This window comes from Rhodococcus sp. KBW08 (assembly GCF_003852455.1).
GTDB classification, from domain to species: domain Bacteria; phylum Actinomycetota; class Actinomycetes; order Mycobacteriales; family Mycobacteriaceae; genus Rhodococcus_F; species Rhodococcus_F baikonurensis.
Map to the genome: position 1 here is coordinate 467,651 of NZ_QAJJ01000002.1, position 14,821 is coordinate 482,471.

The 14,821-nt window shown below is 63.8% G+C and carries 15 protein-coding genes; 6 read left to right on the forward strand and 9 right to left on the reverse strand.

Annotated features, from left to right (window positions below; genetic code table 11):
• Positions 1-13: 13 nt before the first annotated feature.
• Positions 14-400, reverse strand: a complete 387-nt coding sequence (locus DBV08_RS02540; RefSeq protein ID WP_007731177.1) for a DUF3499 domain-containing protein — start codon at positions 398-400, stop codon at positions 14-16.
• Between the two features lie 80 nt (positions 401-480).
• Between DBV08_RS02540 and DBV08_RS02545 the strand changes: the two genes are divergently transcribed.
• Positions 481-969: a metallopeptidase family protein gene (locus DBV08_RS02545; RefSeq protein WP_003940797.1), complete on the forward strand. Its 489-nt coding sequence runs from the start codon at positions 481-483 to the stop codon at positions 967-969.
• A 173-nt stretch (positions 970-1,142) separates the two neighbouring features.
• Here the strand turns inward: DBV08_RS02545 and DBV08_RS02550 are convergent, their stop codons facing one another.
• Positions 1,143-1,421, reverse strand: coding sequence for a WhiB family transcriptional regulator (locus DBV08_RS02550; RefSeq protein ID WP_020907098.1), 279 nt, complete (start codon positions 1,419-1,421; stop codon positions 1,143-1,145).
• A 380-nt stretch (positions 1,422-1,801) separates the two neighbouring features.
• Between DBV08_RS02550 and cofD the strand changes: the two genes are divergently transcribed.
• From cofD to DBV08_RS02565, 3 genes are read left to right on the forward strand one after another with little or no spacing between them, the layout of a single operon-like run.
• The gene (gene cofD, locus DBV08_RS02555) at positions 1,802-2,794 is read left to right on the forward strand and encodes a 2-phospho-L-lactate transferase (RefSeq protein ID WP_095969084.1); all 993 of its coding nucleotides are present in this window, start codon (positions 1,802-1,804) and stop codon (positions 2,792-2,794) included.
• Positions 2,791-4,176, forward strand: a complete 1,386-nt coding sequence (locus DBV08_RS02560) for a coenzyme F420-0:L-glutamate ligase (protein WP_124566412.1) — start codon at positions 2,791-2,793, stop codon at positions 4,174-4,176. The genes cofD and DBV08_RS02560 overlap by 4 nt, the downstream gene beginning before the upstream one ends.
• 3 nt (positions 4,177-4,179) lie before the next feature.
• Entirely contained in the window at positions 4,180-4,740 is a 561-nt protein-coding gene (locus DBV08_RS02565; protein ID WP_095969082.1) for an NUDIX hydrolase, read from the forward strand.
• On the opposite strand, the gene DBV08_RS02570 is transcribed toward DBV08_RS02565, so the two are convergent.
• Genes DBV08_RS02570 through rfbD form a run of 4 tightly spaced genes read right to left on the reverse strand, consistent with a single transcriptional unit; the run spans position 4,731 to position 8,410 of the window.
• A complete protein-coding gene (locus DBV08_RS02570; protein WP_124566413.1) occupies positions 4,731-5,501 on the reverse strand; it encodes an SGNH/GDSL hydrolase family protein in 771 nt (256 codons plus the stop codon). The genes DBV08_RS02565 and DBV08_RS02570 overlap by 10 nt on opposite strands.
• Before the next feature lie 32 nt (positions 5,502-5,533).
• Positions 5,534-6,616 carry a sugar phosphate nucleotidyltransferase gene (locus DBV08_RS02575; RefSeq protein WP_378374021.1) on the reverse strand — a complete coding sequence of 361 codons (1,083 nt, stop codon included), beginning with the start codon at positions 6,614-6,616 and terminating at the stop codon, positions 5,534-5,536.
• Positions 6,613-7,527 carry a glycosyltransferase family 2 protein gene (locus DBV08_RS02580; protein WP_095969079.1) on the reverse strand — a complete coding sequence of 305 codons (915 nt, stop codon included), beginning with the start codon at positions 7,525-7,527 and terminating at the stop codon, positions 6,613-6,615. Before DBV08_RS02580 ends, DBV08_RS02575 begins: the two co-directional genes overlap by 4 nt.
• Before the next feature lie 43 nt (positions 7,528-7,570).
• A complete protein-coding gene (gene rfbD / locus DBV08_RS02585) occupies positions 7,571-8,410 on the reverse strand; it encodes a dTDP-4-dehydrorhamnose reductase (RefSeq protein ID WP_124566414.1) in 840 nt (279 codons plus the stop codon).
• A 114-nt stretch (positions 8,411-8,524) separates the two neighbouring features.
• Here rfbD and DBV08_RS02590 point away from each other — a divergent pair, with 114 nt between their 5' ends.
• On the forward strand, positions 8,525-10,009 hold the full coding sequence (locus DBV08_RS02590) for an LCP family protein (RefSeq protein WP_124566581.1): 1,485 nt from the start codon (positions 8,525-8,527) through the stop codon (positions 10,007-10,009).
• A 21-nt stretch (positions 10,010-10,030) separates the two neighbouring features.
• Complete coding sequence (locus DBV08_RS02595; protein WP_124566415.1) at positions 10,031-10,744, forward strand: TIGR03089 family protein; 714 nt, start codon at positions 10,031-10,033, stop codon at positions 10,742-10,744.
• Positions 10,745-10,747: 3 nt separating this feature from the next.
• Here DBV08_RS02595 and DBV08_RS02600 read toward each other — a convergent pair whose 3' ends face one another.
• The 3 genes from DBV08_RS02600 to DBV08_RS02610 form a co-directional block, all read right to left on the reverse strand.
• Positions 10,748-13,198 carry an ABC transporter permease gene (locus DBV08_RS02600; protein WP_124566416.1) on the reverse strand — a complete coding sequence of 817 codons (2,451 nt, stop codon included), beginning with the start codon at positions 13,196-13,198 and terminating at the stop codon, positions 10,748-10,750.
• Positions 13,195-13,992, reverse strand: a complete 798-nt coding sequence (locus tag DBV08_RS02605) for an ABC transporter ATP-binding protein (RefSeq protein WP_124566417.1) — start codon at positions 13,990-13,992, stop codon at positions 13,195-13,197. Before DBV08_RS02605 ends, DBV08_RS02600 begins: the two co-directional genes overlap by 4 nt.
• 135 nt (positions 13,993-14,127) lie before the next feature.
• Complete coding sequence (locus DBV08_RS02610; RefSeq protein ID WP_124566418.1) at positions 14,128-14,820, reverse strand: response regulator transcription factor; 693 nt, start codon at positions 14,818-14,820, stop codon at positions 14,128-14,130.
• Between the last annotated feature and the right edge of the window lies 1 nt (position 14,821).

Sequence of the window (14,821 nt, forward strand, 5' to 3'; positions counted from 1 at the left end):
GACGAATCTCGCGTCAGTTGGACGGGTCGGGCAGAACGCGGAGGTGTCCACGACGCCCTGTACGGGCAGTACTCGGAGCTGCGGGACGTATGTCCTCATCTGCATCGACGTTGGACTTGCTGCGATCTCCGAGACCGGCTTCACGCACAGCTTCGGCCAAAGCGGTCAGATCGTCTTCGTCGGGAGTGCTCGACGCGAATCCGCCTTCGTGGCGGACGAGTTCCCAGCCCTTGGGGGCGGTGATTCGAGAGCCGTGAGTGTCACACAAATCCCATGAATGGGGCTCGGCGACGGTCGCCAGCGGCCCGACAACCGCAGTGGAGTCCGAGTAGACATACGTCAGCGTCGCGACGGCGGGGTTCTTGCACCCGGGGCGGCAGCAGCGACGCAGAGATCTCACAGGTACGGAGCCTAGCCCTCCCCACGTCCGGAACCTACTCGGACACACCGAGCAGTTTCTTCTGTCGTAATCTGGGCGCCATGCCACAAGCCCGCCGCCGACGCTCGGTCACCACTCGTTCCATCGAACGACACGGCCGTGGCCTGCGCGGACCGCTACTTCCCCCGGAGGTACCGGCCAGACGCACCCGGGCCGAGAAGTTCGATCTCCTGGTGCTCGACGCCTTCTCGCCCGTCGACCTGGCGTGGCACGACCGGTTGACGAAACTCGACATCGCAGTGGACGAAGTTCCGAAGATTCACGCACACGATCCGGAGTCCGTCACCTGGCCGCCGGAGGTCATCGCCGACGGACCGGTTCCACTGTCACGACTGATTCCGGCCGGAATCGACCGTCACGGAAATACGACTCGCGCAAGAATTGTGCTCTTTCGCCGCCCGTTGGAGCAGCGCGCGAAGGATCCGGAAGAACTCACGGATCTGGTGCACGACGTGTTGGTCCATCAAGTCGGCACGTATCTGGGCGTCGACCCACAGGTCATCGACCCGACACTGCCCGACGAGGACTGATTGCCCGACGAGGACTGACGCACTGTCAGACGAAAAAACTGATGTCACACGAAGAAGTAAATCCACACGAAGAACAAAACAGTCGTTGCTTGACCTGCAATTCCCCGTTGCAGGTCAGACTTTCGAAGACCGCCCGTCAGCCCCGACGCTGACAGAACCGATTCAGCAGCAGATCAGATGATCCCCCGCTTGAGTCGCCGACGCTCGCGCTCGGACAACCCTCCCCAGATTCCAAACCGTTCGTCGTTCGCGAGCGCGTACTCGAGGCACTCGTCACGAACTTCACAACCGAGGCAGATCCGTTTTGCTTCCCTCGTCGATCCACCCTTTTCAGGAAAGAACGCTTCGGGATCGGTCTGCGCGCAGAGAGCACGCTCCTGCCACTGATCCTCGATGGTGTCGAACAATTCTTCGAAGCCGGTGACGAGACTCAGCACTGGCCGAGTACTCATACCGTCGAACTCACTGCTGCAGGCACCTTCTGCTGCGCCTGCTCGGGAATCGGTCTGCGGTTCGTCGCTTACTGTCATTGCGAGAGAACTGATCTCGACATTTTCATTGGGCATCGTTCCGCCTCCTCACCTGTAATAGCGCAGAATTTTCACTCCATCTTCAACCCCACCCCGTCGACCGTTCGAAACTGTGTTCGAAACCGGCCCCGCTGCAAGTGAACTCACAAGTAGCGGTTGGAATGACACATTTGAGATTACACACGTCCAGCGTGTCGCGGTCAAGCTAAACGAGATGAATCCATTAGTATTCCGGCCCCCAATTGACGGGACCTTCTGCCCGCCAGACACGACGACGCGCCGACCGCCTAGGCTCTGTTGTCGTGAACGTGACTGTATTGGTTGGCGGCGTCGGCGGGGCCCGTTTCCTTCAAGGTGTGCAAAATGCGCTCGGAATCGTCGGTGGTGAATCCCTCGAGAAATACGAAGGCCCACATCGCATCACGGCCGTCGTCAACGTCGGCGACGACGTCTGGATGCACGGTCTGCGCATCTGCCCCGATCTGGACACTTGTATGTACACACTCGGCGGTGGCATCGATACCGAACGCGGGTGGGGGCACGCCGGTGAAACCTGGAATGCGAAAGAAGAACTCGCGGCATACGGAGCGAAGCCGGATTGGTTCGGCCTCGGAGATCGCGATATCGCAACGCATTTGATTCGCAGCCAGATGCTCCGCACGGGATATCCGTTGTCCGCGATCACCGAAGCGTTGTGCAATCGCTGGAATCCCGGTGTCGCACTGCTTCCCGTCAGCGACGACCGCAGCGAAACACACGTTGTGATCACCGATCCGGAAGACGGTGAGCAGAAGGCGATTCATTTCCAGGAGTGGTGGGTACGCCACAGGGCACAGGTGGAAACTCACAGCTTCGCTCACGTCGGCGCCGAGCAGGCCAAGCCCGCGCCAGGGGTGGTCGAGGCAATCGACGGTGCCGACATCGTGCTGATCGCACCCTCCAATCCCGTCGTGAGCGTCGGCGCGATCCTCGCGGTGCCGGGCATTCGCGGAGCCCTGCGCACCACCGCCGCCAAGGTTGTCGGCCTCTCTCCCGTCATCGGCGGAAAACCGTTGCGCGGCATGGCTGACGAGTGCCTCGAAGTGATCGGGGTCGAGACGACTTCCGAGGCGATCGGTCGTCACTACGGAGCTCGTTCGATCAACGGCATTCTCGACGGCTGGCTCGTCGACGAAGGTGACACGGCCGACATCGACGGGGTGGACGTGCGAAGCATCCCACTTTTGATGACGTCCCCCGAAGAGACCGCAAAAATGGTTCGAACGGCTTTCGAGATCGCCGGAGTCGAACTGTGACCGAACCCGGAACCGAAGCAAGCCGCGACGGAAATCACTCTCCCGGCGATCACTCCCCCGGTGCCGCAATCGAAGTCATTCCCGTGCTCGGACTTCCCGAATTCCGGCCGGGAGACGATCTGGCCGCCGCCGTCGTCGACGCGACGCCGTGGATCGAAAGTGGCGACGTCGTTGTCGTCACGAGCAAGGTGTTCTCCAAAGTCGAGGGGCGCATCGTTTCCTCGCCCACCGACCCGGAAGAGCGCGACGCAGCACGACGCCTCCTGGTGGATCAGGAGGCCGTCCGCGTCGTGGCACGCAAGGGCCGCACTCTGATCACCGAGAACAAACTCGGCATCGTGCAGGCCGCATCCGGCATCGACGGCTCCAACGTCGACGGTGCCGAACTGGCTCTGCTCCCCGTGGATCCGGATGCGAGCGCTGCGGGCCTGCGCGTCCGGATTCTCGAGAGCACGGGCAAGTCCGTCGCCGTCGTCGTGACCGACACGATGGGTCGTGCATGGCGCAACGGACAGACCGACGCCGCAATCGGTTCCTCCGGCATTCCGGTCCTGCACGGCTACCTCGGAGCACAGGACAGTCAGGGCAACGAACTGATCGTCACCGAGATCGCGATCGCCGACGAGATCGCCGCTGCTGGCGATCTGGTCAAGGGCAAACTCGGCGGCGTTCCCGTCGCCGTCGTGCGAGGACTCCGATTCGAGGACGACGGTTCGAGTGGCCAGGATCTGATTCGCCGCGGCCCGGATGATCTGTTCTGGCTGGGCACCGAGGAGGCTACGGCGATGGGCCGCGGCCAGGCGCTGCTGTTGCGTCGATCGGTCCGACAGTTCGCAAGCGACCCCGTCGACGCGGAGATCATTCGCAACTCGATCGCCGAGGCACTCACCGCGCCCGCACCGCACCACACGAGGCCGGTGCGATTCGTGTGGCTGCGCACCGAGTCCGTCCGCACGGCTCTCCTCGAGAAGATGCGTGAGCAGTGGGCCGCCGATCTTCGCGCCGACGGTCGCAGCGACGAATCCGTCGACGCGCGGATTGCACGCGGAAACATCCTGTTCGACGCCCCCGAGGTCGTCATTCCCTTCTGTGTACCCGACGGCGCACACAGTTACCCGGACCCCCGACGTACCGCCGCGGAGTCCACGATGTTCACGGTCGCCGCCGGAGCGGCCGTGCAGGGACTGCTGGTCTCGCTGGCCACACGCGGTGTGGGAAGCTGCTGGATCGGCTCGACGATCTTCGCCGCCGACCTGGTGCGTCGACACCTCGATCTCCCGGCCGATTGGCAGCCACTCGGCGCGGTCGCAATCGGGCACCCACTCGAACCACTGACTCCGCGCACCGTCTCCGCCCCCGGGGACGCGTTGGTGGAGATGTAGGTCATGTCAGCCGAATCGCTGCACGCCTCGGCCAAGGGCGTCCTGGAGGGCTGGGTGACGCCCTCCGAAGCGGACGAGTCACTGCGGCACACGATGCTCGCGTTCCTCGATTCGGCTCCGGACGGCTGCCTTCGTCGCCACGCACCGGGACACATCACAGCGTCGTCTCTGGTTCTCGACGAGAGTGGCTGCCACGTCCTGCTGACGCTGCATCCCAAGGTGGGCAGGTGGATTCAGCTCGGCGGCCACTGCGAACCCGACGACGAGACGGTGGTCGATGCAGCATTACGGGAGGCTCGTGAGGAGTCCGGAATTCACGACGTTCGGATAGATGCGGACTTACTCTCCGCCCACACACATCCGATCACGTGCTCACTCGGAGTCCCGACCAGACATCTCGATCTACGGTTTCTCGTTGTGGCACCGGATAATTCGCATATCGTCCGGAGCGCAGAGTCCACCGACCTCCGATGGTGGCCGGTGGACGCGCTCCCGCCGACTGCCGAACGCGAGACCATCGACCACCTGGTCGCGCTCGCACATCAACGCAAGAATCAGGACTGAATCGGGGACAGTTCGGGTTGCTTGGCGCTTACGCCGTCCCCCGAGGACGTTCCCTTCACTCGCCGAGCTACCCACGGCACCAAGAACTCTCGTGCCCATTGACGATCCTCGCGACGAGTTTCGGCTTTCGTGAGAACCGGCGCCGGTCCCAGATCGGGCGGGATCAATCCGTGTTCGACACCGAGCACGTCGAGCACACGCGTCGCCATGTTCTCGTGCCCGGCGGGCGACATGTGCAGTCGATCCCAGTCCCACATCCGAAGGTCCTGATATTCGGAGAATCGCCAGAAGTCGACGAGGGTCGCACCATGGCGGTCCGCAACCTCACGAACGAGCTCGTTGTAGATCGCCAGACGTCCGCGGAGCTTGCCGAAGAAGGCGGACCATCCGGTGTCGTACGCGGTGAACATCAGAACCCGGGCGCCGGATGCAGTGAGCCGGCCGATTGCCGAATCGTAGCGGGCGACGACTGCATCGATGTCGAGCTTGGGACGCATCATGTCGTTTCCGCCGGCGTAGATGGTCACCAGATCGGGCTTCAGCGCCAGGGCGGGTTCCAACTGCTCGTCGATGATCGGTCCGAGTAGGCGACCACGAATCGCCAGGTTGGCGTAGCGGAACTCGGGATTGTTCACCGCCAGCTGCTCGGCCACTCGGTCTGCCCACCCGCGCAGACCGTTGGGGAATCGTTCGTCGGCGTCGCCGACGCCCTCGGTGAACGAGTCACCGAGGGCAACGTAGCGGCTCGGAAGAGAAGTCATACCCACCAGTATTCCAGTAGGTCAGCTAACGATCACACATCTGTGCTGAAGCGCACGCCACCGTCCGGCAACGTCACGCCCGGCCACACGCGTGCGCCGCGCAACAATTCACATCGCGCACCGATGTCCGCGCCGTCACCGATGACGGCGTCGCGAACCAGTGCTCGGGGTCCGATACGGACGCCGAATCCGAGGATCGATCGTTCGACCACCGCGCCGGCTTCCACAACCGCGCCGTCGAAGAGAATTGCACCGTCGAGGCGCGCACCTGCGCCGACTTCGGCTCCTCGACCGACGACCGTGCCGCCGATCAGGACGGCACCCGGCGCGATTCCGGCTCCGGGGTGAACGAGGGACTCACCGCGCGGACCTTCGAGAGCGGGCGAAGGAGCGATGCCCCGCACCAGGTCGGCGGAACCACGAACGAAGTCCTCGGGGGTGCCCATGTCCCGCCAGTACGAGGAGTCGACGTGGCCGAACACGCGCTTACCCTCGGCGAGGAGGTTCGGGAACACCTCACGCTCCACCGAGACCGGGCGTCCTTCGGGGATCTGCTCGATGATCTCGCGCTTGAACACGTAGCAACCGGCGTTGATCTGATCCGTCGGCGGATCCTGCGTCTTCTCCAGGAAGGCCGAGACCCGTCCGTCTTCGTCGGTCGGAACACAACCGAATGCACGCGGGTCACCCACGCGAACCAGGTGCAGGGTCACGTCGGCATCCGTCTTCTCGTGGGTCTCGAGAATGCCGTTGAGATCGGTGCCGCCGAGCACGTCACCGTTGAACACCATGACGTTGTCGCCACGCAACTTCGGGAGCACGTTGCGGATTCCGCCACCGGTGCCCAGTGGTTCGGTCTCGAAGACGTAGTCGATCTCGAGCCCCATCTTGGAGCCGTCGCCGAAGTAGTCCTCGAATACCTCTGCCTTGAAAGACGTTCCGAGCACAACGTGCTTGATACCGGCTGCCTCGATCCGGGCGAGCAGATGTGTCAGGAACGGCAGGCCGGCGGTCGGAAGCATCGGCTTGGGTGCCGACAACGTCAGCGGACGCAGCCGAGTGCCCTTGCCGCCTACCAGGATTACGGCGTCGGTCGGATTCTGATCGGACATCATTTTCCCCCGTGGTTCGAAACTGTTGGGTTGTCGGTCGAGTTGTCGGTGCGAGCGCGCTCGCGGACTGCTGAAGCTACGGCGATCTTGGATCGCACAGCGAGGCCACCGCGCAGGGCAAGTCGCAACGGAGCCTGCCACCAGTGCGGATGGCGATCAGCCTGGAACTGGTACGCACTGCGATGATGGGCGGGCAACATCAGTTCCGGATGACGTCCTGCCGCATGGCCTTTGGCATGCGTGACGACAGCCGAGGGGACGAATACGTTGAGCCACCCGGCTTTTCCGAGGCGGTCACCGAAGTCGACGTCCTCCATGTACATGAAGTAACGAGAGTCGAAACCGGAGATGGTGTCGAAGGCGTCGCGTCGTACCAACAGGCACGACCCGGAAAGCCAGCCCACGGCACGCTCGGTGACGGCCTCGTTCTCCTGACGGTAACGAGCAGTCCACGGGTTCTTCGGCCATACCGTACCGAGCAACGCGTGCCCGACGCCCGAGGTGATGTCGGGCACCGTTCGCGCCGACGGATAGACACTGCCGTCCGGTTCGAGGACCTTCGGCCCCAGTGCACCGGCCCTTGGCCACCGATTTGCCGCGGCCACCAATTCGTCGAGTGAACCGGGTGCCCATTGGACGTCCGGGTTGGAAATCACGACGAATTCGATCGACGAATCGATCTCCGCGACAGCCCGATTTATCGCTCCCCCGTACCCGATGTTTCCACCGGTACGAAGCAGACGGACATGCTCGTACTTGGCATCAGCGGCCTCGGGGGCACCATCGGTCGACCCATTGTCGGCCATGATGACCTGGGGTTTTTCTGTCGTCGCCACAGCGAGCGTGCTCAAGAAATTCTCGAGATGCTCGCCTGGCGAGTAGGTCACCGTTACCACGGCCAGCTTGGGACTCACGCCGGTCAGCCTAGCCGTCCGCGGCCACTGCCCCGAACAATGCTCACGCCAGAGCGGCGTGCAGAGCCTCTCGCCACGGACGCAACGGCGTCATTCCCGCGGTAACCCATGCGCGCTCGGACAAGACCGAATATGCCGGGCGCGGGGCGGGGCGTACGAACTCCGCGCTACTGCACGGGCGCACCCGTGCCGGGTCCGCGCCGATCTCCTCGAACACAGCTCGCGCCAACTCGTACCAACTGGCTTGCCCGCTGTTGGTCACGTGGAATGTCGACGCACCCGTGAAGTCCCGCAGCGCGAGTTCGACGATGCCGCCGGCCAGATCGGCGCTGTACGTGGGTGACCCGATCTGGTCGTCCACGACGTTCACGAATTCTCGTTCTGCTTCGAGCCTTCGCATCGTGGCCACAAAATCGGTACCGACACCCGAATACACCCACGCGGTACGCACGACGGCCACGTCGGCCCCCGAATCTCGAACAGCGATCTCGCCGTCCAGTTTGGTTCGGCCGTAGACCGTCGCGGGACCGGTCGGGGCATCGACGTCGTAGGGCGTGCTCGCGTCGCCAGGAAATACGTAGTCCGTCGAGACGTGGATCAACCGCGAACCGGCACGCGCACACGCTCGCGCGAGATTCAGCGGTCCGATCTCGTTGACCGCCCTCGCTGCCTCCTGGTCTGTCTCGGCAGCATCGACTGCCGTGTACGCAGCGCAGTTGATCACCACCGAATCAGGCGAGACGAACTCGTCGACCGCGCGGCTGTCGGTGATGTCGAGCTCGCGGGAACCGACGGCCGTCACAGTGTGACCCGCCGACGTTGCGAGAGCATCGATACGTGTTCCGAGCTGCCCTCGGGCGCCGGTGAGCAGGATATTCGTCACATGGTTGAGTCTGGCACGCCGCGCCGAGGTACCCGCGGCCGAGCATCGGACCAGTAACCTGAAGGAGTGTCCCACCAGCAACCGCAGCGCCGCGCGCGTCCACGACCTGCGCCGATTCGGACCAAGACGAGCCCGGCTCGCATAGCGGTCGCGGTGCTCTCCGTGCTCGTACTGCTGGTCACCGGGTTCGCGTGGCGGGGTGTGGACTCGTTGAGAAACAGCCTGGCCACTGCCAGCGGCCTCGGCCTCGGTGGGGGCAAGGACGGAGCCATCGACATCTTGATGGTGGGTACCGACAGTCGCACCGACGCACACGGCAACCCGCTCTCGCAAAGCGAGCTCGACTCGTTGCGCGCCGGCGAGGAAGTCGCCTCCAACACCGACACCATCATCTTGATCCGCGTCCCCAACGACGGAAGTTCCGCAACCGCGATCTCGATTCCCCGCGATGCATACGTCAACGTCCCCGGTATCGGTATGTCGAAGATCAACGCCGCGTTCGGTGCCACCAAGGAAACCGAGCGACTGAAGTTGGTCAACAACGGGTCGTCCGACACCGAAGCAGACAAGAAGTCGACGGAAGCCGGCCGAACCGCGCTCATCGGAGCCGTGGCGAATCTGACCGGCATCACCGTCGATCACTACGCCGAAGTCGGTCTACTCGGATTCGTCCTGCTGACCAACGCCGTGGGTGGAGTCGACGTCTGTCTCAATGCGCCGGTCGACGAACCGATGTCCGGAGCCAACTTCGCAGCCGGGAAACAGACACTCGACGGCGCCGACGCGCTGAGCTTCGTGCGACAACGACACGACCTTCCTCGCGGCGACCTGGACCGGATCGTGCGCCAGCAGGTGTTCATGGCTTCTCTCGTCAGCAAGGTACTCAGCGCGAAAACGCTGAGCGATCCCGGAAAACTCAGTCAGTTGACCTCGGCCGTTCAGCGTTCCGTCGTCATCGACGACGACTGGGACATCATCGAATTCGCCAAGCAGTTGCAGAATCTGGCCGGCGGAAAGGTGCAATTCGAGACCATTCCCGTTCTCGACATCAACGGCATGACCGATTACGGCGAGTCCATCGTCAAGGTCGATCCCAAGGCCGTCAAGAAATACATCGCCGGACTGGTCGGCGCCGACAGCGAGGACTCGGAGGAGACCTCGGAGGCACCGACCACCGTGAATGCGTCCTCGATCACCGTCGACGTCGCGAACGCCAGTGACATCGCAGGGTTGGCCAGCGGAGTTTCCGAGGCGTTGAGTGCCCTCGGGTACAAACAGGGTCAGGTCGGCAACAACACCGGCGCCGATGTCTCCGAATCGACGGTGTTCGCAAAGTCCGCGGACGACGACGCTGCACTCGCGGTGGCCGAGGCACTCGGGGGCCTGACGGTCAAGGCGGATACGTCAATGTCCTCGGGCAAGGTTCGAGTCGTCATTGCCGAGGACTACTCCGGGCCGCAGTCCGCGGACGCGGTATCTCCGTCCGAAGGCGCAGCGACCACGACTGAATCGGCGAGCACCACCGAGACCAGCCCCACCCCCGCACCGCCCGGTCCCCCGATCGATGCAGCCTCCAACGGTCCCCGCTGTGTTAACTGAACGGCTGCGTAAGCTGATGACGTGCCTTCGCCTGTAGACAACCTGACCGACGCCCTCCTCGGACCGATCTTGACTGCCGACCCGGCCGGCCCTCGCGTGACGTACTACGACGATGCCACCGGCGAGCGCATCGAATTGTCTGCGAGCACGCTGGCCAACTGGGCGGCCAAGACCGCCAACATGGTTCGGGACGAGTTCGCCCTCGAGCCCGGCGGCAAGGTCGCCGTGCTGCTGCCCGCACACTGGCAGAGCGTCGCCGTCTTGCTGGGTGTGTGGTGGGCAGGCGGTGAGGTAGTCCTCTCCCCCGACGCCGACGCCGAACTGGCTTTTGTCACCGCCGACCGCCTGGACGACGTTGCGGACGTACCCGAAGTAGCCGCACTCTCACTCGACGCGTTCGGCAAGGGATTGAGCGATCTTCCGCTCGGCGTCGCCGATTACGCAACGTCCATTCGCGTCCACGGCGATCAGTTCCGCAGCGCCGGAGCCGGTTCGGCGTTGGAAGGCCGGTCCGTAGTGGACACGATCGACGCGGCTCGTGTATCGGCGAAGAACATCGAATTGGCGTCGACGGATCGTGTCCTCTCCAGCCGGACGTGGGACACGGCAGACGACTTGATCGACGGGCTTCTGGCGGTCCTCGCCGCAGGCGCCTCACTCGTGCAGGTGGCCCACCCGGACACGGAAGCTACCGCGCGCCGAGTGGGCACCGAGAAGGTCACAAAGCAGTTCTGAGCGCTAGCTCGCGAGTGCTGTCACCGGTGACACCAGTCCCGCCCGCCGAGCGGGGAGCAGTGACGCGATCACACCGCAGATTCCGCCGATCAACACGATGGCCACCAACTGCACCCACGGCACTGCGCTGAGGGCAACGTCCTCGATCCCGAACACCGATGCGGTACCCGCTACGCCGAACACCATCCCGAACAACACTCCGATCACCGATGCAACTCCTGCCACCAGCAGTGCTTCCCAGATCAACATGGCTCGAATTCCCTTCTTGGTCAATCCGAGTGCGCGGAGCAGTCCGGATTCGCGGCGCCGTTCGAGTACAGACAGCGCCATCGTGTTTCCGACGCCGATCAAGGCGATCAGCACCGCTACCGACAGCAATCCGGCAACCACCATGAGCATGGTGTCGAGGATCGAATCGAGGGCTGAACGCATCTCGGTCATTCCCTGAACATCGCTGCCCGGGGCTTCCTGGCGTGCGAGGTCGGTGATGCGGTCGGTGGCGGCGAGCGCCTGTTCGTCAGTATCCGTATTCAACCTGACCCAGTACGAATCGGTGGTCGGTGCAGTGGCCGCTGCACCCAGATCTCCTCGATCCAGCAGCGCTGGTTGACCTTTCACGCCTTCGATCACGCTGACGTTGACGGCGCCGCGATCCCCTCTCACCGTGGCCGTATCGCCCGCCGAGAGTTTGTACTCGGACAGATCAGCGGGCGAGAGCACGAGCTGACCGGCAGTGGGTACCGAGATCTCGGTACGCAGAACATCTTTCACCCGAGCAGCGTCGACGCCGAATCCGGCCAGCGAGCCCCGCCCGTCGATCGTCAGTTCGGCCTTGTCCAGACCGCTCACCGCGCCGACTCCGTTGACGGCCGCAATGTCAGTCCCCAAACCGGCGGGCAGGGGCGCGGAGCCGGAGCTGCTCACCATCACGTCGACCGGAAATTGGCTGTCCATTGCTGCAGGTGCAGCTTCCTTGACCGTCGCGATTCCCACGACGAGCGTGCTCGTCAATGCGACTCCGATCAACAGAGCCGTGGCTGTCGCCGAGGTCCGGCGTGGGTTTCTCCCGGCGTTGCCTGCTGCCAGGCTTCCCACCGGACCGATCAGTCTGGCCAATACGCCGCCGGCGGCATTGATCAGTGCAGGCACGATTCGACCGGACAGGGCTGCGATTCCCAGGAACGAGAACAGCCCACCGGCGGTTGCGGCCGGCACCTGCTGATTCGTCACTCCCAGGACCGTCATCGCGATGCCCGCGAGCAGGATCACGACGCCGAGAACCCGGCGCACCACCGACACCTGAACGCTCTCGGGCTTGGATTCCATCGGCTGCATTGCCGCCAACGGGGACAACTTCGTTGCCGCCCGTCCGGGCGCAGATGCAGCGAGCATCGTCATCACGATGCCGACAGCAAGGCCGACCACGACGGTCACCGGGGTGACGCTCAGTGACGAAAGTGGAACCGGCACATCCGCGGCCGTTGCTACGCGACCGATCGCCCAGGCGAGTCCGACACCGAGTCCGACGCCGATCACCGAGGCGATCACGCCGACCGCCGCGGCTTCACTGCGAATGCTCCGGCGAACCTGCTTGGCCGTGGCGCCGACGCATCGCAGCAACGCGAGTTCCTGAGTGCGCGCGGCGAGCAATACGGCAAACGTATTGGCGATCACCAGCGCAGCAACGACTACGGCGATGGCGCCGAAGGCGAGCAAGACCGTACTGAGGATCTTGGTGCCGCCCATGTATTCCGCTGCGGCGTTGTCGGTGGCTTCTTCTCCGGTCAGCACCGTGGAGTCCGAGGGCAACGCGCTCGAGATCGAATCCACGAGTTGCTGCTGCGAGCGTGAACCGTCACCGGCAACACGGAACTCACGTTCGGCACTGTCGCCGGCCCACGCGCTCACCTGCTCGGCAGTGGTGAATATCTTGATCCCGCCCAGACGTTGCGCCGAACCGGAGAGATCGACCAGGCCGACCACCTGTGCGGTGGGTGCCGCGGCACCTTCCGTCGAATACCGCGCCGTGACAGTGATTCGGGCACCCATCGGTATCCCGGAGTCCGCACTCACCAACACCTGCCCGAGGCCGGTGGGAAGCGACCCCTCCGACACCTTCTCCCAACGCAATTCGGGATTGTCGGCTATCGAGAGCGCATCCCCGTAGGACGCGCCCTTTGCCTCGGAATCGACACGAACATACGTCGACACGTCGTCGGCGACCGCTGAGACGCCCGGCACTGCGCTCAGCACTGCTTCTGTCACTCCTGGACCGGAGGCGACAACATCGGTGGCTTCATATTGCGTCGCAAGTGATTTACTCACACTCGCATCAACCGTCGAGCTCAATGTCAAAGTCGCGACGATGTACCCGACTGCGATCACCACAGCGAGTATCGACGCCACATAGCGCCCGGCATGCGCCCGCGCCTGGGCAAAGGCCAGACCCTTCATCGCAGTGCGCCTGAAGCTGCAGGAACATCGGCCAAGTCGTCGGCCCCGAGGGCGCGCATGGCACCGATCACCGAGTCGACGGTGGGATGGTCGATCTCTCCGGCGATACGCCCGTCCGCGATCAACACGACTCGGTCCGCATACGAGGCCGCCACCGGATCGTGTGTCACCATGACGACCGTCTGACCGGTCTCCCGGACGCTGGTGCGCAAGAGTCCCAGAACCTCTGTCCCGGAACGGGAATCCAGGTTTCCGGTGGGTTCGTCGGCAAAGATCACGTCGGGCTGCGGCAGGAGTGCGCGGGCGACAGCAACACGCTGCTGTTGACCACCGGACAACTCGTGCGGAAGGTGATCGAGGCGCTGGGACAGCCCTAGCTTGCCGATCACCTCGTCCATCCACTCGGGCGACGGTTCACTGCCTGCCAACTTCATCGGCAGCAGCATGTTCTCCCGAGCAGTGAGCACCGGAAGCAGGTTGAACGCTTGAAAGACGAACCCGATTCGCTCGCGTCGCAGTTCGGTGAGTTCCGTGTCGCCGAGTTTCGTGACCTCGGTGTCGCCCAGGAAAACCTGCCCGCCCGAGACCGTGTCGAGTCCGGCCAGGCAGTGCATGAGCGTCGACTTTCCGGAGCCGGACGGGCCCATGATCGCGGTGAACCGCTCACGGCCGAAGTCCACGTCGACGCCGCCGAGCGCGTGAACCGTGGTCTCACCGGTGCCGTACACCTTGGTGACACCGCGCGCGGTGATCGCCGGCACTTCGGCTGGTTCCGTCGTGGTGTGCGCATGCATTCTTTTGCCCTCCGTAAAGCTTCTCGCTATGACGGAATCGACGTTATTGCAGCGCAAGTGGTCTCCGCGTCGGAGCGCGGGGCGATCTTCGAAACCCCGGTGTCATCCCGGGGTAGGACTGGACACGACTGCTCGTCAGCCCTCGGTACCGAGGAGGTCGGCGCGCTTGACCAAGCCGATCTGGAAAGCGAAGACGACTGCCTGCACACGATCACGTGAATGCGTCTTCGAAAGAACCCGTCCGACATGGGTTTTCACAGTCGTTTCGGAGACGTGGAATTTGGCGGCGATCTCCGAATTCGACAGCCCGTACGCCATGGCCTCGAGCACCTCGACCTCGCGGGGGGTCAACTCTTCGGGCAACTGCGCTTCGGGCGCCGAACCTTCCAGGAGCGGCCCGACGTGCTGAAGAAGTCGCCGGGTGGCCCGGGCCTCGATCACCGCGTCCCCGCGGTGCACGGTGCGAATGGCGTCGAGCAACTGCTCCGGTGGCACGTCCTTGAGCAGGAATCCGCTGGCGCCCGCCCTGATTGCCGACATCACGTACTCGTCGTTGTCGAAGGTGGTGAGCACCACGACCTTCGGTGCATCGGGATCGGCCAGGAGCCGACGGGTCGCCTCGATGCCGTCCATCTTCGGCATCTGGACATCCATCAGGACGACGTCGACATGACGGGCGGCCAATTCGGTCAGTGCCTGCTGACCGTCCGAAGCCTCGACCACCACGGACAGATCCGGCTGCGAGTCGATGACCATTCGAAAACCTGCGCGGACCAGCTGCTGATCGTCGATCAGTGCCACTGCAATCGGAGCCACGTGTTCGTCCATG